Source organism: Brachybacterium alimentarium, from assembly GCF_002332425.1.
Lineage (GTDB): Bacteria > Actinomycetota > Actinomycetes > Actinomycetales > Dermabacteraceae > Brachybacterium > Brachybacterium alimentarium.
Window position 1 is genome coordinate 1 of the sequence record NZ_NRGS01000016.1, and the last position, 18,178, is coordinate 18,178.

Annotated in this window: 12 protein-coding genes and 1 pseudogene; 7 read left to right on the forward strand and 6 right to left on the reverse strand. The window is 71.6% G+C overall.

The window, feature by feature from the left end; translation table 11 throughout:
• A pseudogene (locus tag CIK71_RS17870) lies at window positions 1-193 on the forward strand (IS630 family transposase); the annotation flags it as partial.
• A gap of 495 nt (window positions 194-688) precedes the next feature.
• On the opposite strand, the gene CIK71_RS18035 reads toward CIK71_RS17870, so the two are convergent.
• From CIK71_RS18035 to CIK71_RS10085, 6 genes are all read right to left on the reverse strand, one after another.
• Entirely contained in the window at window positions 689-1,582 is an 894-nt protein-coding gene (locus tag CIK71_RS18035; protein ID WP_245857462.1) for an NINE protein, read from the reverse strand.
• A gap of 321 nt (window positions 1,583-1,903) precedes the next feature.
• Complete coding sequence (locus CIK71_RS10065) at window positions 1,904-4,699, reverse strand: sugar-binding protein (protein WP_096165435.1); 2,796 nt, start codon at window positions 4,697-4,699, stop codon at window positions 1,904-1,906.
• A gap of 50 nt (window positions 4,700-4,749) precedes the next feature.
• Window positions 4,750-6,099: a carbohydrate kinase family protein gene (locus CIK71_RS10070; protein ID WP_245857463.1), complete on the reverse strand. Its 1,350-nt coding sequence runs from the start codon at window positions 6,097-6,099 to the stop codon at window positions 4,750-4,752.
• On the reverse strand, window positions 6,096-6,899 hold the full coding sequence (locus tag CIK71_RS10075; RefSeq protein ID WP_096165437.1) for a carbohydrate ABC transporter permease: 804 nt from the start codon (window positions 6,897-6,899) through the stop codon (window positions 6,096-6,098). The genes CIK71_RS10070 and CIK71_RS10075 overlap by 4 nt, the downstream gene beginning before the upstream one ends.
• Window positions 6,896-7,807, reverse strand: a complete 912-nt coding sequence (locus tag CIK71_RS10080) for a carbohydrate ABC transporter permease (RefSeq protein ID WP_096165439.1) — start codon at window positions 7,805-7,807, stop codon at window positions 6,896-6,898. The genes CIK71_RS10075 and CIK71_RS10080 overlap by 4 nt, the downstream gene beginning before the upstream one ends.
• Window positions 7,808-8,108: 301 nt before the next feature.
• Window positions 8,109-9,479, reverse strand: coding sequence for an ABC transporter substrate-binding protein (locus CIK71_RS10085; RefSeq protein WP_096165473.1), 1,371 nt, complete (start codon window positions 9,477-9,479; stop codon window positions 8,109-8,111).
• 144 nt (window positions 9,480-9,623) lie between these two features.
• Between CIK71_RS10085 and CIK71_RS10090 the strand changes: the two genes are divergently transcribed.
• From CIK71_RS10090 to CIK71_RS10115, 6 genes are all read left to right on the forward strand, one after another.
• Complete coding sequence (locus CIK71_RS10090) at window positions 9,624-10,388, forward strand: DeoR/GlpR family DNA-binding transcription regulator (protein WP_096165441.1); 765 nt, start codon at window positions 9,624-9,626, stop codon at window positions 10,386-10,388.
• The gene (locus CIK71_RS10095; RefSeq protein WP_096165443.1) at window positions 10,385-11,866 is read left to right on the forward strand and encodes a family 4 glycosyl hydrolase; all 1,482 of its coding nucleotides are present in this window, start codon (window positions 10,385-10,387) and stop codon (window positions 11,864-11,866) included. The genes CIK71_RS10090 and CIK71_RS10095 overlap by 4 nt, the downstream gene beginning before the upstream one ends.
• A gap of 167 nt (window positions 11,867-12,033) precedes the next feature.
• Window positions 12,034-12,786 carry a TSUP family transporter gene (locus tag CIK71_RS10100; RefSeq protein WP_096165444.1) on the forward strand — a complete coding sequence of 251 codons (753 nt, stop codon included), beginning with the start codon at window positions 12,034-12,036 and terminating at the stop codon, window positions 12,784-12,786.
• A gap of 115 nt (window positions 12,787-12,901) precedes the next feature.
• Window positions 12,902-13,591, forward strand: a complete 690-nt coding sequence (locus CIK71_RS10105) for a TetR family transcriptional regulator (RefSeq protein ID WP_096165448.1) — start codon at window positions 12,902-12,904, stop codon at window positions 13,589-13,591.
• Window positions 13,591-16,422 carry an ABC transporter ATP-binding protein/permease gene (locus CIK71_RS10110; RefSeq protein ID WP_245857465.1) on the forward strand — a complete coding sequence of 944 codons (2,832 nt, stop codon included), beginning with the start codon at window positions 13,591-13,593 and terminating at the stop codon, window positions 16,420-16,422. Before CIK71_RS10105 ends, CIK71_RS10110 begins: the two co-directional genes overlap by 1 nt.
• A complete protein-coding gene (locus tag CIK71_RS10115; protein WP_096165449.1) occupies window positions 16,419-18,164 on the forward strand; it encodes an ABC transporter ATP-binding protein in 1,746 nt (581 codons plus the stop codon). Before CIK71_RS10110 ends, CIK71_RS10115 begins: the two co-directional genes overlap by 4 nt.
• Window positions 18,165-18,178 lie beyond the last annotated feature (14 nt).

Here is an 18,178-nt window from a genome sequence, read left to right on the forward strand (position 1 = left end):
GAACCCGGGTCGGTTCACCGAACGCCAAGCGATACGCCGCGGCACCTTCCGCTCCGTCCGCGAACTCACCACCGCGATCCGGCGCTTCATCGAGACCTACAACAAGGACTGTCAGCCCTTCGCCTGGACCAAAACCGCCGGCCAAATCCTCACGAAAGCCAAGCGTCCAACCACTTCAGAAACGCGACACTAGACACACGCCTCCGCCTCATGCGCGACCCGCGGATCGACAGGCCCGCGTCACTGTAACACGGCTCACATTGCCCGCCTTGTTTGAGGAAACATGCAGATCATAGGGTTGCCCTGGTGGTGCTTCATGGGCTTCGTATGGCGGTACCCGGGGCCCGTCCGGCCCCCACAGTTGTCCAGACTCAGCGGCCCCAGGGGACTGCTGCGGATGCTAGACGACCAGGAGTCGGACGCACTGCGCCCACGCCACGCGTTCGCCCTCGCGGGAGATGGGGCCGCAGATGCGCTCGAGGCCTACCCCGGAACCAACGAGACAGCTCGCATCGACCGACGGGCTTCGAAACATCCACCGTGACGGGAGCACGGGTGTGCGCTGCCAAGCTCCTCAGCTTCTATGGGAGCTCAAAGCTCGTAGCAGGGAGCTTGTCCCACTAGTGCCAGCCATTCGATCCTTGTGTCCACGTGTCACGTTACCGATGGTCACGTCCACAACCGGATCCTACGGAACCGGGGAGCTTGAGATAATGCGGGTGTCGCAGCCGTTGTGGTCCACGTCGTTCCGCCAGCCGAAGGAGTCCCGGTCGTAGTCGGTCTTCGGCGCGCGGCCCTTCTCCTCGAGGCCGGCGAGCATTGCGAGCGCGGTGCCGTCGGCCGCGATCACGGCGTCCGTGGTCGGGGCGGGCTCCGTGGTGGTGGGCGTGGGGTCCGGTGCGGCGGTGGTGGTCGGTGCGGCCTCGGTGGTCGGATCCTCGACCGGCTCCGCCGTCTCCTCCACCGGCGCCTGGAGGTCCTTGGCCTCCGCTGCCGGCGCTGCGACCTGGGACTCCGGCTCCGGCGGCGTGGGAGTGTCGATCGAGCCGGCCACGGCGAAGAGCGCGAAGACGCTGGCGACCGCGACCGCTGAGATCACCCGGGAGGGCCACTTCGCCGTCTCGAACTGCTGCAGCGGGCGCCCCTTCGCATCTCGCACCGTGCCCGTGAGCAGGAGCACGAGGTCGATGAGGTACCAGACGAAGAAGCCGCCCATCGTGACGAGCTTCAGCAGGCCCGTCTTCCATCGTCCGAGGTAGAAGCGGTCCACGCCCCACACCCCGAGGAACAGCGACAGCGCCCAGGCGACGGCGTAGCTCTTGCCGGGCGCCGACAGCCCGTTCTGCGGCGTGCGGTAGGCCGACGACGCCAGCGGCGTCTTGAGGTGGTGCGGCCCCGAGGCCGACACGTTCGACCAGTCCTGCCCGGCGGGCGGGGCACTGGGCCAGTCCTGCCCGGCCGGAGCGCTCGGCCAATCCTGCCCGGCGGGCGGGGCGCTGGGCCAATCCTGGCTGGCGGACGAGGCGCTCAGGGGGTCCTGGCTGCTGTCATGGGGCTGCGGGGCAGGGCGCTGCGGAGTCATGCGCATCCTTGGAAGTCGTCACCGATGCCCGAGGGTCGCCTTCCGGGCGCCTCCGAGCCGGAGCGTAGGCACCGGCCGTCTGCTCACAGCGCCCCGACGGGACGCAGTTGCAGCTTACTGTTCAACTACCCGTTTTCTCCGGGTTTCTGGACACTGGTCACCGAGGTCACAGGGACGCTGGACACAGCGCGCAAGGTGCGCAGCAGTCCTCTCCCCCGGGCACCGGGCACCGGGCACCGGGCACCGGGCACCGGGCACCGGGCACCGGGCACCGGAGCATCCGAGCGACAGCGCATCGGAGGAGGCGTTCCACCGCCGTGCTCAGAGGGCGGCGGCCGCCGCGGACGTTCCACTCTCCCCCTCCAGGGACGCCACCACGCGCAGCCTCGCGCCGTCGGCCGCGTCCTCGTCGAGCGGCACCTCCAGCTGCTGCGTGCCCGCAGTGATCTCACCCGCCTCGAGCTCCCCGAGGATCGTCGTCCCGTCCCACAGGTACACACGCAAGGTGCCGGCCTCCTGGCTGCGAAGACGCACGGAGATCATCTCTCCGTCCTGTCGGGCCTGATCCAGGCGCAGACTGCCGCTGGGCAGCGCGGGAGCGCCGCCGAGGCCGGTGCCGTCGACCGCGGCCTGGAGGATCGAGGCCGGGGACTCCACGGAACGGGCTGCGGAGTCGGGGATCCGGGGCTGGACCGGGGCCTCCTCGCCGGCGGGCAGGTCGGGCAGCTCGAGCACGCCCCAGCGGTAGGGATCCGCCTGGATGCCCGGGAAGGTGGACCATCCGATCCGGGACTGGCCCGTCTGGTCGTCGGTGTCCGAGTCGTAGACGACCACGTTGAAGCCGATGTTCGTGGGATCGACGCCGTCGGGCAGCTCCGCGAACGGGATTCGGGTCTCGATCACGTACCCCTCGTACGGCTCGGAGATGCTCGCCGCGATCCGCACGCCCGGCGCGACCTCGTCGATCGGTCCCTGCCGGTTGTCATGATCGCGGCCCGCGACCGGCCCGCCGATGCCGTCCTCGGCAGCGGTGCCGGGCAGGACCCCGAGGATGAAGGTGCTCGAGGTGTCGTCCGAGGCGCCGCGCGGATCGATCATGATCTCGATCGAGTCGGTGCGGAAGCGCTGCTTGTTGTCCTCCGCGGGCAGCAACGCGCCGAGAGTGTCGTCGTTGACCTGCACGAACACGAACAGGTTCTCGTCGTCGTAAGTGACCCAGGTGCTGCCGGAGGCGTCCTCGGGCGTGACCTCCTCACCTTCCCAGAGGGTGCCGATGTCGATCGGATCGCCGGGGTATTCCGTGTCGCCCCGCTGCGCGTCGACCTCGACGCCGTCGCTGCGCGCGGCCACCAGTCGCGGAACCAGGTGGAGTCCTTGGGTGAGGGTCGCGGTGATGCCGTCCGCCGTGGTGGTCGCGGTCAGCGGGTAGACGCCGCCGTTCGGTGCGCGGTTCGCCGTGGGCAGGTCGGGATCGGTGTTCTCGATCCGCACCTCGGCGGAGGCGGTGCCGCCGGCGGGAACTGCCTCCAGCAGCAGCTCGGGCGGATCCGCGGTGATCCCCTCGGGCAGCTCGAGCACCAGTTCGGCGTCCTGGTCGTGCTCGGAGTGGTTGCGAGCGATGATCTCGAAGGTCTCGGCGCGTCCGGAGCCCAGAGCGCGCCGCGTGGGCACCAGCGCGTCCAGGCGCTGCATGCCGAGCTCCTCGGTCCACTCCAGGAACGCGGCGATCTCGGGGCGCTCGACGAGCCCTGCCTCGACCGGCCCGGCGGTGCGCAGCGGCAGCACGTTCTCGCCGTCGCCTCGTCGCGAGGTGACCCGGGCGCGCAGCAGCACGTGCTCCCCGGTGGCGGCGCCCGAGGGGACCGACACGGTGAACGTCGCGGTGCGCTCCTGGTGCGCGGGGATCGTCCCGATCCCCTGGGCCCGGCCGACGCTCCATCCGTCGGGGCCCTCGAGCGCGACCTGCACGCCGGGCAGGGCGCTGCCGGGCGCGGCGATGCGCACCGTGACCTCGACCTCTCCGTCGGGCAGGACGGCGAAACGGTCAGCGGTGACCTCGAGCCGTGTGCCCAGCGGCAGGCCGCCCTCGATCGGCAGCGACGCGCCCTCGAGGGCGGCGGTGTCGGAGCTGGTGGGATCCGCGAGCGGGGTGCGGGAATCGATGAGCGTGAACCAGGTCGCGGGGATCTGCTCGGGGTCGGTGGGCGAGGGCGGGTTCACGTGCCAGCCCTGGGTGCGATAGGCGTGCACGGAGTCGTCGCGCACCGCGCTCCAGCGCTTGTCATGGTGCGCGGACTCGGTGCCGTCCCAGGCGCCGAAGACCACGTCGCTGGCCACCTCGGGCTCGTATCCCTGCGAGACGGCGTCGGGTCCGGTCCCGGAGCTGCCGTTGGATCCGGAGCGCAGGATCCGGCTCGGGGAGAACGGGGCGAGGCCTTCCTCGAAATGCTCCGGGAACACGTCCTCGCGCCCGGCCAGGTGGTACGCCTCGACGGCGAACATCGCGGCCTGCTGATGGTTGCCATGATTGCCCTCGACGGCGGAGGGGTTCATGGTGACGATGACGTCGGGCCGGGTCGCGCGCACCACTCGGATGAGGCGGCTGAGGATCTCGGCGCCGTCCCAGACGTCGTAGGTCAGGGGTGCCGAGAGGGTGTAGAAGAAGTCGACCGCGTCGAGGTTGAAGACGTGCTCGATGCCCGCGTAGCCCACGGCGGTGCGCTCCTCGGTCTCGCGGATCAGGCCCAGCTCGGGGCCCTCCTCGAGGCCCACCGCGTTGCCGCCGCCCTCGCCGCGGGTCACGGTGATCACTCCGGCCTTCTGGTCCGCGAACTCGTTCCACTGCCCGAAGGCTGCGAGGGTCCACGCCTCGTCATCCGGGTGCGCACCGATGTACAGGATGTCGAGATCGACACCGCCGTCGGCGAGCGCGCGCTCCATCGGCGGGAGGGACGGAAGGTCGAGGACGCTCGCTCCGGCGGCGAGGCCGAGCACGGCCGAGCCCTGCAGCAGGCGCCGCCTGCTCAGCGAGAGCTCCGGGCCCCGCTCGGAGCGCCTGCGAGGAGTCCGGTCGGGGTGCGGAGCGGCGGGATCGAAGAGGAGGGGTGTGGTCGACATGGGATTCTCGTCTCTCACGGGCGCCGCGACGGTGCGGCGCTGGGATCAGGTCAGTGCTTCCCGGCGTCGGAGCGCAGGGCGAAGGTTCCCTGGGCCCGACGTCGGCCCTGCACCTGGTGGTCGGGCACGATGTCCTCGAGGAAGCAGTACCCGTCGCGGGTGTAGGCGGCGCGCAGGTCGCCGCCGTCGGAGGCGTCGGTCAGATGTCGCCACCAGTCGGTGATGTCGCCCCAGCCGGGCGCGGCCAGCGACCCGCCGAACTGCTGCACGGCGAGCGCCGAGCAGAGCGAGCCGAACTTGAGGCGCTCGGACAGCGGCCAGTCGGCGAGGGTGCCCAGCACCATGGCGGCGGCGAACACGTCGCCGGCGCCGGTGGTGTCGGTCGCGGTGACGGGCACCGCCGGGCAGTACGCCTCCTCGCCGGTGGTGCCGTCGATCGCGTAGGAGCCGGCGGCGCCGTCGGTCACCACCGCGAGCGGGACCATCTCCGCGAGCTTGCGCACCGCCCGGTCGGGGCTGTCGGTGCGGGTGTAGCTCATGGCTTCGAGCGCATTGGGCGTGAACGCATGGCAGTGGGCGAGCGGAGCGAGGTCGGCGAGGTCCCAGCGCCCCGTCTCGTCGAAGCCGATGTCGGCGAAGATCTTCGAGCCGCGCCGGGCCAGGTCAGCCCACCAGGCGGTCTCCCCCGCGAGATCGACGACCGCGGCGCGCGCGGCAGGGGCCTGCGCGATGAGGGCGGAGAGCGGCTCGGGGAGGTCATGCCCGTGGGTGGTCATCGCCCGGTCCCCCTGGGTGGCGACGGAGACCGTCAGGGAGGAGTGGAAATCGGGGAAGCGACGGGAGGCGCTGAGGTCGATGCCCTCCTCATGCGCCATGGTGTGCCACATCCAGTCGGCGTAGGCGTCGTCCCCGAACCCGGCGACCAGCCCGGTGCGCAGGCCCAGACGGGCGGCCGCGACGGCGAGGTTGGCGATCCCGCCGGGACTGGATCCCATGCCCTTGCTCCACAGCTCCTCGCCGGGCTGCGGTAGTCGCTCCAGCCCGGTGAACACGATGTCGAAGAAGACCGTGCCGGAGAGCAGGACGTCCAGGGGCGGATCGTCCGCACCGCGCTGCGCGGCCAGGGGATCCCATTCGTGGGCCGCGTCGAGCGCGGCGATCTCCTCGGGCGTGCAGGGGCCGGCACCTGGGGCGGGCGGCGGTATGCCCGCGTTCGTCGGCGCGATCGTCGGGGACTCGGACGCCGACGGCTGCCGGGTCGTCGGGTCGGGCGTCGTCGGGCCGAGGGCCGTCGGGTCGGGCGTCGTCCCGTCGGGCGTCGTCGGGCCGGGCGTCGTCGGGCCGGGCGTCGTCGGGCCGGGGGTCGTCGGGTCGGGGGTCGTCGGGTCGGGGGTCATCATTTGACGGCTCCTTCGAGCATTCCTCGGATGAAGTGGCGCTGCAGGAACAGGAACATGATCACCATCGGCAGGGCGACGATCACGGCACCCGCCGAGAGCAGCGCGGTCTCGGCGGTGTACTGGCCCTGGAAGTTCGCCAGGCCCAACGGCGCGGTGCGCAGACTGCCGCCCGGTGCCATCACCAGGGCGATGAGAAACTCGTTCCAGGTCCACATGAACACCAGCACCACCAGTGTGGTCAGCGCCGGCACCGAGGCGGGGGCGACGATCCGCAGCAGCGTGCGCATCGGGCCGGCACCGTCGATCGCGGCGGCCTCGAGCATGCTCTCCGGCATCGACCGGAACTGGGCCCGCAGCCAGAAGGTGCCGAAGGCGACGGACTGCGCGATCTGGGGCAGGGCGATCGCGGCATAGGTGTCGGTCAGCCCCACGGTGCGCAGGTCGAAGAACAGCGGGATGACCGTGGCCTCGGTGGGGATCATCAGCCCGAGCAGGAACACGTAGAACAGCACGGTCGATCCGGGGAAGCGCATCGTGCCGAACGCATAGCCGGCCAGTACGGACAGCGTGACCGCGCTGGTCACGACGATCGCCGCGATGATCAACGAGTTGCCCAGCGAGCGACCGAAGCCGCCCACCTTCCAGGCCTCGAGGAAGTTGGCCAGGTGCAGGCCCGGCGCCTGGCCGATCTGTGGTGAGACGGCGGTGGCGAGGATGGTGATCACGGGGATGAGCGCGAAGAGGGCGAACACCCCCAGCACCACGTAGTTCATCGTCCGCTCGGCGGAGGAGACCCTCATGAGGCACGCTCCCCGATCCGGGTGACGCCCACGTTGATCGCGAACACGAGCAGGGTCAGCACGATGGCGACGGCGCTCGCGGAGCCCACCTCGCGCAGCTGGAACGCCCGGAAGTAGACCTCGTAGCTGGGCACCGTGGTGGCATTGCCGGGCCCGCCGGAGGTGGTCAGGTAGACCAGGTCGAAGGTCTTCAGCGCGGCGATGATGGTCAGCACGAGCGCCACCACGATCTCTCCGCGCACCGAGGGCAGGGTGATCGCGAAGAACTCCCGCACCGGGCCGGCACCGTCGAGGCGGGCGGCCTCGAAGAGATCATCGGGGATCCGGCTCATCCCGGCCAGCAGGAGCAGCATCACCAGCCCCATCTCGAGCCAGGTGCCGATGAAGCCCACGGCGGGCAGGGCCGCGCCGGGGTCCCCCAACCAGCCGCGAGCGAGCCCGTCTAGCCCCACGGCGCGCAGCGCCTCGTTCAGCGGCCCGCCGGGCGCGTAGATGTTCCGCCAGGCGACGGCGACCACGACCAGCGCGATCACCTGCGGCAGGAAGATCACAGAGCGGAAGAAGCCCATCCCCCGCACCTGCCCGCGTCGGAAGATCGCGGCGAGCACCAGTCCGATCACGAGAGGCAGCACCGCATAGAACACGATCAGCACCAGGGCGTTGCCGATCGCCGCGAGGAAGGCGGCGTCCGAGGCCAGATCCACGTAGTTCTGCAGCCCCACGAAGGTGGACGGCCCGAAGCCGGGCCACTCGAAGAGCGAGAACTGTGCGGCCCGCACCAGCGGGTACAGCGAGAACGCCGCGTATACGACGAACGCGGGCAGGATGAACAGGTACGGGGTGGCATGGGACCGTACGACGGCCGAGGGACGGTGCCGCGCCACGGCCGAGGGGCGGCGCCGCGTCACGGCCGACGACCCAGCGGGGCGCCGACGCCGGCGCGTGTCCTGGGCGGGCCGCTGGTGACGCCATCTGGCAGATATGCCACCTCGCCTCACCAGCGGCCCGTCGGGAACAGGCCCGGTGGCTGGCGGGAGCTCACCAGTGGCCGGCGGGGCCCCGCGGGTGGAACCGGACCGGGCCCCGCCGGTGGAACCGGACCGGGCCCCGCCGGTGGAGCCGAGCGGGGTCCCACCGGTGGAGCCGAGCGGGGTCCCACCGGTGGAGCCGGGCCGGGCCCCGCCTGCCTGTTCGGATGCCATGCGCTGCTCAGGATCCCGCGGTGAATTCGGAGTAGTCCGCCTGCAGCGTCTCGGCGGCGGCCGACGGCTCGGACTGGCCTCCGATGACCTCCTGCAGAGCGGCGCCCGCGGTGTCCGCGAAGGACGGCGTCGCGTAGTCGAGATAGGGCAGCAGCACCCCGTCGGTGGAGACGGCGTCGAAGGCTTCGTAGATGTCCTTGTTGACGCCCGACGACGGAGCCAGATCGGCGGTGTTCAGCACCGGCATGCCGCCCTTGTCGGCGATCAGCTCCATCGCCGTGTCGCTGGTGATGTAGTCGATGTATGCCGCGGCGGCGTCGGCCTGGGCGGCCTGGGCCGGGATCGCGAAGGGCAGCCCGGTGCCGCCGGTGGTGGCGACCGTGCCGTCCGTGCCCGCCGGGGGCGCCATGAACCGCAGGTCCTCCCCCATCACGGCCTCCATGTCCGGGCCGAGCCAGGAGCCGCCGATCAGGAGCACGCCGGTGCCCTTGGTGAAGTCCGCCCAGGCGGTGTCGTAGGCGAGGCCGTTGGGCGAGTCGCCGAAGGCGCCGCTGGCGGCCCAGTCCGCGAGCTGGGTGAGGGCCTGGACGTTGGCGTCGTCGGTCCAGTCCGCGCCGGCGTTGCCCATGGCGAGCGTGACGATCTCGTCGCTGGGCACGAAGTGCGCCTGGAGCGGCCCGAACACGTGCAGGGCCGGCCACTGCTCGAGATTGCCGAGCACGAGCGGTTGCTCGTCGGCCTTCTGCGCGGCCTCGACCAGGGCGAACAGGTCCTCCCAGCTCGCGGGAGGCTCCGCCCCGAGGGTCTCGAGCTTCGTCGCGCTGTAGTAGATGCCGCACACCTCGCCCGTCTGCGGAAGTCCCCACAGGGGCCCCTCACCGAAGGTGACGGCGTCGGCCGAGTAGCGGGCCTTGGCGAGCACGGAGTCGGCGAAGCGATCCTCCCAGCCGTAGGCCTCGGCGTAGCCGGAGAGGTCGGTGAGCTGGCCGGCCTTGACGAACTCGCCCATGTCGCCGCGCGCGTTGTTGACCTGCAGCACGTCCGGCACGTCGTTGCCGGACAGCGCGAGGCCCGTCTGCTGCTGGAGGTCGTCGAAGGACTGCGAGACGCGGTCCACCGTGATGTTCGGATAGTCCTTCTGGAACGCCTCGATGAGGGCCTCGATCGCGTCGTTCTGCGCGCCGCGCACCTCCTGGTCCCAGACCTTCAGAGTGATCTCGCCGAGTGCGGCCGGGTCGGTCTCGACGTCGGACGCGGCAGGGCCGGAGCCGCCGCCGTCGCTCCCGCCGGAGCCGGAATCGGAACCGGGCGCGCAGGCGGCGAGGAGGCCGAGGCCCCCGGCGGCAGCGCTCGAGCCGAGGAAAAGACGACGGGGCAGTCGACGCATGGGGTCCTCCTGAGGGGCGTGGGGCGACAGCCGCGATGCTGTGGCGCAGAGCACCATGATGGCACATCGTGAGCGGAGATGACAGGTGATGCGCGATCCTGCTCGAAACTGCGCGGACGGTGCTACGGTGACGTCATGCTCAGCGAAGAACGCCACGAGGCCATCGCGGCCTTCGTGCGCCGTCATGGCTCCGCATCGGTCGGCACGCTGAGCGTCGATTTCGCCGTCTCCGAGGCCACCATCCGGCGTGACCTGGAGATGCTGTCCGATTCCGGCGTGGTGCGCCGGGTGCGCGGGGGCGCCTGCGATGTGCGCGGCTCCGTGCGCCCCGAGGCCGACGCACGCGGCTTCGCCGAAGTGGCCACCTCGGCCTCCGCCGCCAAACGACGGATCGCCGAGCGCGCGGCCGGCTGCATCTCCGACGGCGACGTGATCGCACTGGACATCGGCACCACCGTCGCAGCGATGTGCCCCCTGCTGGTGAATCGCTCGCTCACCGTCGTCACCGCCTCGCTCGCGGTGGTCAAGGCGCTCGCGGACGCCCCGAGCATCGACATCGTGGTGCTCGGCGGGCTGCTGCGCCCCAACTACCAGTCGCTCGTGGGCACGCTCACCGAATCCGCCCTGCGCCAGGTGCGCGTGGACGCCGCGTTCGTGGGCACGTCGGGAATCCGGCCCGACGGCACCGTGCTCGACTCCACGCCCAGCGAGGTCCCCGTCAAGCGCGGCCTGCTCGACGTCTCGACCTCGGCGTTCCTGCTCGCCGACCACGAGAAGTTCCCGGGCTCGGGCTTCCTCGAGGTCTCGACCCTGGGGCGCTTCACCGCCCTGGTCACCGACCGCTCCCCCGATTCGCTCACCCTTCCCGACGGGGAAGACCTGGAGGTCCTGCTCGCATGAAGCTCACGATCCTGGGCGGTGGCGGCTTCCGCGTGCCGCTCGTGTACGAGGCGGTGGCCACCGGCGCCACCGGCCTGCAGGTCGACGAGATCGCTCTGCAGGACGTCGATCCGGACCGCCTGCGCACGATCGCCGACGTCATCGAGGGGCTCCGCGCGCAGCTCGAGGCCGACGGCCGGATCAGCCATGCCCCACGCCTGGTCGCCACCACCGACCTGCGCGACGCCGTCACCGCAGCGGACTTCGTGTTCAGCGCGGTGCGGGTGGGCGGCGCCGAGGCCCGCACGGTCGACGAACGGGTCGCGCTCGGCCTGGGCCTGCTGGGTCAGGAGACCATCGGGCCCGGCGGCCTCGCCTATGCGCTGCGCACCCTCCCCATCGCGCTCGACATCGCCCGCACGGTCGCCGAGGTCGCCCCGGCGGCGTGGGTCATCAACTTCACCAACCCCGCCGGGATCGTCACCGAGGCCATGCGAGGCGTGCTCGGGGACCGCGTGGTGGGCATCTGCGACACCCCGATCGGGCTGGTGCGCCGCGTGGGCCGCCTGCTGGACGTGGATCTGGTGGCCGGCGAGCGGGGCGCCGAGGTCGACTACGTGGGCCTGAACCACCTGGGCTGGCTCCGCTCGGTCACGGTCGACGGCACGGACCGCCTGCCCGACCTGCTCGCGGACGATGCCGCCCTCGAGGAGATCGAGGAGGCCCGCCTGATCGGCAAGGACTGGGTGCGGGCCGACGGGGCGCTGCCCAACGAATACCTGTACTACTACCTCCACACCGCCTCGGCGATCGACCGGATCACGGGCTCGGCCACCACGCGCGGCGAGTTCCTGGCCAAGCAGCAGGGCGACTTCTACCTCGCGGCGGGGAGCGCGGACGCAGCAGGGAACGCGCCCACGTCGACCGGCACCGGCGCAGCCCGGTCGGCCGATGCCTGCTGCACCTCCCCCCTGGACCTGTGGCGCGAGACCCTGCACGAGCGGGAGGCCACGTACATGGCCGAGTCCCGCGACGAGGAGCGTCGCGAGGAAGACGTCGCCGGCGGCGGCTACCAGGAGGTGGCGCTGCGGCTGATGACGGCTCTGGCCACCGGGCGCCGCGAGCGGATGATCCTCGACGTCGGCAACATCGGCGCCGATCGCCAGGAGGCCCCGGCCTCGGAGCGGATCGTGCCGGAGCTCCCGGCGGACGCCGTGCTCGAGGTGCTCTGCGAGGTGGACGGCGACGGGGTGCATCCCCTGCCGATCGGCCCCGTCGAGCTCGGGCGGCTCGGCATGATGAGCTCGCTGCGCGCGGCGGAGCGGAAGATCCTCGACGCCGCCAGGACGGGCTCCCGGGACGCCGCCTGGCAGGGCTTCTCGATGCATCCCCTGGTCAGCTCCCCGGAGCTGGGCGCGAAACTGCTCGAGGGCTACATCGCCGGCCACCCGCAGATCGCGGAGCTGCTCGACGAGGGTGAGACCGCGGCGCACCGCTGACCCGACTGGGGCGACCTGCATGGCGGCCCGGCAGTCCTTGACCATCCTTGGCCGTCCGGCCCCGTCGGACCGCGGAGCGCCGTCGTCCACCTCTCTGATTGACTGCCCGTCGGGGCGCCCGTCGTTCCGTCCCGCCTGGAGGAACCCGTGCCGCACGAGGTGAAAGCGTGAGCATCGCCGTATCCATCTCCCTCCTCGCCCTCGTGCTGATCGCCGCGGTCATCCAGCGCGTGGCCGGACTGGGCCTCGGGATGCTCTTCGCCCCGTACGCAGTCGTGCTGATCGGTGCGCACGAGGGCATCATGCTGGCCAACTTCCTGGGCACGCTCATGCCGGTGCTGCTGCTGCCGCGCATCTGGTCGCAGATCGACTGGCGCACGGTCGCCTGGATCGGGCTGCCGGCCGTGGCCGTGATGCCGGGAGCGGCCTGGGTGTCCTCGATCTCCCCGCCCGGCCCGCTCTATCTCGTCGTCGCCACGCTGGTCCTGCTCAGCCTGGTGGTCTCGGTAGCACTTGCCCGGGTGCACACCACCGTCGAAGGGCGCGGGGCCCAGGTCATCACGGGCATCGGCTCCGGGCTCGGCACCGTCCTCGGCGGAGTCGGCGGGCCGGCGGTGACCGTCTACGCGGTGCTCTCGCGGTGGCCGGTGCTGCCGATGGTGGCGACCCTGCAGCCGCTGTGGGTCCTGATCTCGTCGGTCTCCTTCGCCACCAAGTGGGCGTGGGACGGCGGCCAGCTGCCGGACATGCCCGCCGGGATGTGGATCGCCATCGTGATCATCGTCGGCGCCTCGCTCTTCCTCGGCGAGGCCGTGCAGAAGCGCCTGAGCGAGCGGACCATCCAGCGCCTCGTGATGCTGCTGGGATTCGTCGGCGCCCTGCTCGCGCTCGGTACCGGCGTCCGGCTCCTGCTGGGCTGATCCGGCCGCCGCGGGCCCCACCCGCGCGGCCGGCTCGGACATACCTTCCCTCTTTACGTCGACAAGGGTAGCCTCACCTAAGTTGGTACCCATAACTTTGTGAGGAGGTAGCGGGGTGTCCGAACGCAGTGGCGGCAGGCCGCGACAGATCGATGAGGCCGACGTGGTCCGCGCCGGGCGCGAGCTGGGGATGCGCGAGCTCTCCCTGAACGCGGTCGCCACCCGGCTGAACGTCTCCTCGACGGCTCTGTACCGGCTCGTCGATGGCCGTTGGGGGCTGGAGCGCCTGGTGGGCGAGGACCTCCTCGACGATCTCCGGCTCCCGGACGATCCGCAGCACGGACTCGCCGAGCACCTCGTCTCCTTCGGAGTGCGCCTGGGGGCGTTCCTGCTCGAGCGTCCCGGTCTCGGTGCCTACGTGCAGACGCTCTTCCCCCGCGGGGAGGGCGGTCGCCGGATCCTCGCCGACGAGATCTCCGTCCTGGTCGGGCGGGGATACTCCCCCGAGTCGGCGATGGTCGTGTGCAGCGCGGTCGCCGGTGTCGCCGTCGCCCACGCCGCCGCGCAGGACGCTCGGCGGGCCCGTGGCGAGGAGCTCGCGGTGCAGGAGAGCGCGGCCCTCGCCGGTGTCGAGTCCGACCGCCGCCTCGGGGATGCGCGCCAGGCCCTGCCCGAGATCGACGACGCGCGCTACACGCGCCTCCTGCTCGCAGCGGTGGTGAACGGGATCCTGGCCGCCGCACCGCCGGGGCGCCCGGTGGACGAGATCATCGACGCGCTCGAGAGCACAGCGGGGCGTTCCTGATGGCGGGGCGCGGCCTCTCCGGGGTCCTGATGCGCGGCTTCGGGATGAAGGACCACGATGCGACCGTCACCGGCGTCGAGCACCTGACCCCGAAGTTCGTCCGAGTGCGCATGACCTCACCGACGCTGTTCGACGAGGTGGAACCGGGACCCACCGCCTGGCTGCGGTTCTGGTTCCCCGACCCCGACGGCTCCGGGGCCCAGCACCAGCGCGGGTACACCCTGTCCGAGGCGGATCCGGCCACGGGCCGCTTCGCGATCGACGTCGTGCTCCATGAGCCGGAGGGGCCCGCCTCCCACTGGGCCCGGAACGCCTCTCCCGGCGCGTCCCTCTCGGTCTCCTCCTCCGGTTCGATGGCGTTCGACGTCCCTGAGGAGCCGCCGCGGGGATACCTGGTCCTCGGCGACTCCGCCTCGATCCCCGCGATCAACGGGATCATCACGGCCGTCCCCGACGACATCCCGCTCGAGGTCTATCTCGAGGAGCACGATCCCGACGATCGCCTCATCCCCCTCGTCGGACACCCACGGCTGCGCGTCCAGTGGGTCCCGCGACGCGGCGAGGAGTCCTTCGCCGCAGCGCTCGAGGCACGTGACTGGTCGGACTGGACGGTGTGGGGTGCCCCCGAGTCGGGATCGCTCAGGCATCTGCGGACCCGGCTGCGCGACGGATTCGGCTTCCCCAAGGGCGAGGTCCACGCCCGGGCGTACTGGTACGAGGGCCGCGCCTTCGGGAAGCGACGTTCGGCCGCCGAGGCCGCTGCCACCGCTGATGGCCGAGAAGCCACGAGCACGTCGACGACCGGATCCCGGAGCACAGCGTCGGCAGAGGACCCGGCCAGCACGCCGGATCAGGTGAGGGAACCCGTCGGAACGGGCTCCACCACCGCCGGCTCGAGCGTGGCGCCGTCGGCCGGTCCAGCCCCCGGCGCCGAGCAGCCGTCGGCCGCACCCGCACCCGCCCCCGCACCCGCACCCGCACCGTCCATCCCACGGGGCTCATGGCGCTCCCAAGCCGGGGGGCGCCTCCTCGCTCCGCTGCGATCGGGGCTGATCCTCGCCGGCGTCGTCCAGGTCCTGGTCACCCTGCTCGAGCTGTCCCCCTTCGTGCTGCTGACCGAGCTGTCCCGGCGACTGCTCTCCGGCGCAGAGGCCGAGGACATGTGGCGCATCGGGGTCCTCGCCCTCGCCCTGATGGGAGCGGGGGTCCTGCTCGCCACCGCACTCATGGTCTGGGGGCATCTCGTGGACGCACGCTTCGAGCGTGACCTGCGACGGCGCCTGCTGGGCAAGATCGCGCGCCTGCCGCTGGGGTGGTTCGACCGCCGCACCTCGGGTCAGGTCACGCAGGTCGTGCAGGACGACACGCTCTCGCTGCACTACCTCGTCACCCACGCCGTGCCCGACGGCGTGAAGGCCGTGGTCGCTCCCGTCGCTGTCCTGACCTACCTGTTCGTGGTCGACTGGCGGCTCGCGCTGGTGCTGCTCCTGCCGGTGCTGGTCTACATCCTGACGATGTACCGGATGGTGCTGCAGTCGATCACCCGGATGGGGCAGGCGAGCCGCTGGGCCGAACGGATGACCAGCGAGGCGGGCGGCTATCTCGAGGGTCAGCCCGTCGTGCGCGTGTTCGGCGGTGCGGCGGCCTCGACATTCCGACGCCGTCTCGACGGCTACGTGCGATTCCTCGGGGACTGGCAGCGGCCCTTCACCGGGCAGAAGACCCTCATGGATCTCGCGACACGGCCCTCGACGTTCCTGATGCTCATCGTCCTCGTCGGCACCGCACTGATCACCGCCGGCCAGATGGACGCAGTCACCCTGGTGCCGTTCCTGCTCCTGGGCACCACCTTCGGCGCCCGGCTGCTGGGCATCGGCTTCGGCCTGTCCGGTCTCCGCGGAGGTCTTCAGGCCGCACGCCGGCTGCAGGTGACCCTCGACGAGCCCGAGCTCACGACCCACGAGGCCGACGACGACACCTCCGCAGAGGGCGCCGCTGTCCCGAGGGGCCGTGTCGAGATCGACCACGTCGACTTCTCCTACCGTCCGGGCCTCCCCGTGCTGGAAGACGTCTCGCTCACCCTCGAGCCGCGCACCGTGACCGCCCTCGTGGGGCCCTCCGGCTCGGGCAAGTCCACGCTGGCCGCGCTGCTGGCCCGATTCCACGACGTGACCGCCGGGGCCATCCGGCTCAGCGGACGCGATGTGCGGCAGCTCAGCACCGACGAGCTCTACTCCCAGGTCGGGTTCGTGTTCCAGCAGACCCAGCTGGTCCAGGGCACCGTGCGCGAGAACATCGCCCTCGCGGCGCCCGGAGCGAGCCAGGAGCAGGTCCGCGAGGCCGCCGCTGCGGCCCAGATCCATGATCGGATCCTCGCCCTGCCTCAGGGATATGACACCGAGCTGGGACCCGACGCCGCCCTGTCCGGCGGCGAGAGGCAGCGGCTGAGCATCGCCCGTGCCCTGCTCGCCGACACTCCGGTGCTGGTCCTGGACGAGGCCACCGCCTTCGCCGATCCCGAATCGGAGTACCTCGTGCAGCGAGCGCTGAACCGCCTCACCGCGGGCCGCACCGTCCTGGTCATCGCCCACCGCCTGCACACCATCACCGAGGTGGACCGCATCGTGGTGCTCGACGAAGGCCGCGTCGTGGAGAACGGCACCCACACGGAGCTGCTCGCCGCCGATGGCCGCTACCGCCGCCTCTGGGACGCCGACGGATCCCGGCCCGACACCTCCCCGCCCGTCGGGACCCGATCAGCCACCGCTCGATCAGGCACGGCCCGATCAGGCACCGCTCGACCCGCCGCCCTGAAAGGGGACCCGCGATGATCCGCACCGTGCTCGCGCTGCTGCCCGAGGGCAGCAGGCGCACCGTCACCGCCCACCTCGCCCTGACCGTGCTGAGCGTGATCGCCCGGGCCCTCTCCGCCGTGCTGCTGGTCCCGCTGCTCGGCGCGCTGTTCGGCCCGGACCCCGCCTCCGCCTGGCCCTGGGCGGGAGGCGTCGTGCTCGCGACCGTGATCGGCTGGGTCGTGGACCACCACATCGCGGGGATCGGCTTCGAGCTCGGCTTCGGAGTGCTCGATCACAGTCAGCACGACATCGCCGACCGCCTCACCCGCACCCGCCTGACCTGGTTCACCGCGGAGAACACCGCGCGGGCCCGGCAGGCGATCGGGGCGACCGGGCCGGACCTCGTAGGGCTCATCGTCTATCTCGTGACGCCCCTGCTCAGCGCAGTGCTGCTCCCGATCGCGATCGCCCTGGCCCTGCTCACCGTCTCCTGGGAGCTGACCGTGGTCGCCCTCGCGGGGGTCCCGCTGATGCTCGGCGCCTACGTCCTCTCCGGGGCGCTCGGTCGGCGAGCGGATCGAGCCGCTGCGCAGGCGAACAGCGACCTGACCGAGCGGATCGTGGAGTTCGCGCGCACTCAGCACACGCTGCGAGCCGCCCGCCGGGTCGCCCCCGAGCGCAGCCATGTCGGGGCGGCGCTGGAGCGGCAGCACGGCGCGACATTGCGCATGCTCGGGATGCAGGTGCCCGGTCATCTCCTGTTCGGCGTCGCCGGTCAGCTCGCGTTGCTGATGCTGGCCGGCACCACCGTCGTCCTGGCCGTCGACGGGACTCTCAGTGCCCCGGAGGCTGTCGCCCTGATCGTCGTCGGCGTGCGCTACCTCGAACCCATCACGATGCTGGGCGAGCTCTCCGCTGGGGTGGAAGCCTCCACCGGGGTGCTGCGATGCCTCCGGGACGTGCTCGCCTCTCCCACGGATCCGCTCGGGCCCGTGCACCTCGAGCCCACCGCTCCCCCACGGCTCACGCTGCGGAACGCGACCTTCCGGTACGGACCGGACGGCCCTCCGGTGGTGCAGAACCTCGACCTGGACTTCGCCCCGGGGACGACCACGGCGATCGTGGGCCCCTCGGGCTCGGGCAAGAGCACCGTCCTCGCGCTCCTCGCCGGTCTCCACCATCCGGTGCAGGGCAGCGTCCTGGTGGACGGGGTCGACGCCGAGACCCTCGATGGCGAGTCCCGTCAGCGTCTGACCAGCATGGTCTTCCAGCACCCCTACCTGTTCGACGGCAGTCTCGAGGAGAACATCCTGGTGGGCGATCCGGACGCGCCCGACGCACGACTGCACGCCGCCGCCTCGATGGCGCGGGTCGACGAGTTCGCGGCTCAGCTGCCCGACGGCTGGAGAGCAGCCGTCGGCGAGGGCGGTGCGATGCTCTCCGGCGGGCAGCGCCAGCGCGTCTCGATCGCTCGAGCCCTGCTCAAACCTGCCCCGGTGCTGCTGGTCGACGAGGCCACGAGCGCCCTGGACACCGAGAACGAGGCCGCGATCACCGCCGCTCTCGCCGAGGACCCCCGGGCTCGCACGCGGGTGATCGTCGCGCACCGGCTGGCCAGCATCCGCGCCGCCGACAGGGTCGTCTTCCTCGAGAACGGCCAGGTCGTCGAGGACGGCGGCGTGGAGCAGCTGCTCGAGGCCGGCGGCCGCTTCTCCGAGTTCTGGTCGCAGCAGGACGCCTCGACAGGGTGGCGGCTGCGCGCGGTGGAGGCCGTCTGACCAGCGGGGCGGAG

Coding starts and splice junctions, on each gene's coding strand:
- CIK71_RS18035 (WP_245857462.1), bottom strand. CDS start 1,582: ATGACTCCGCAGCGCCCTGCCCCGCAGCCCCATGACAGCAGCCAGGAC.
- CIK71_RS10065 (WP_096165435.1), bottom strand. CDS start 4,699: ATGTCGACCACACCCCTCCTCTTCGATCCCGCCGCTCCGCACCCCGAC.
- CIK71_RS10070 (WP_245857463.1), bottom strand. CDS start 6,099: ATGATGACCCCCGACCCGACGACCCCCGACCCGACGACCCCCGGCCCG.
- CIK71_RS10075 (WP_096165437.1), bottom strand. CDS start 6,899: ATGAGGGTCTCCTCCGCCGAGCGGACGATGAACTACGTGGTGCTGGGG.
- CIK71_RS10090 (WP_096165441.1), top strand. CDS start 9,624: ATGCTCAGCGAAGAACGCCACGAGGCCATCGCGGCCTTCGTGCGCCGT.
- CIK71_RS10095 (WP_096165443.1), top strand. CDS start 10,385: ATGAAGCTCACGATCCTGGGCGGTGGCGGCTTCCGCGTGCCGCTCGTG.
- CIK71_RS10110 (WP_245857465.1), top strand. CDS start 13,591: ATGGCGGGGCGCGGCCTCTCCGGGGTCCTGATGCGCGGCTTCGGGATG.
- CIK71_RS10115 (WP_096165449.1), top strand. CDS start 16,419: ATGATCCGCACCGTGCTCGCGCTGCTGCCCGAGGGCAGCAGGCGCACC.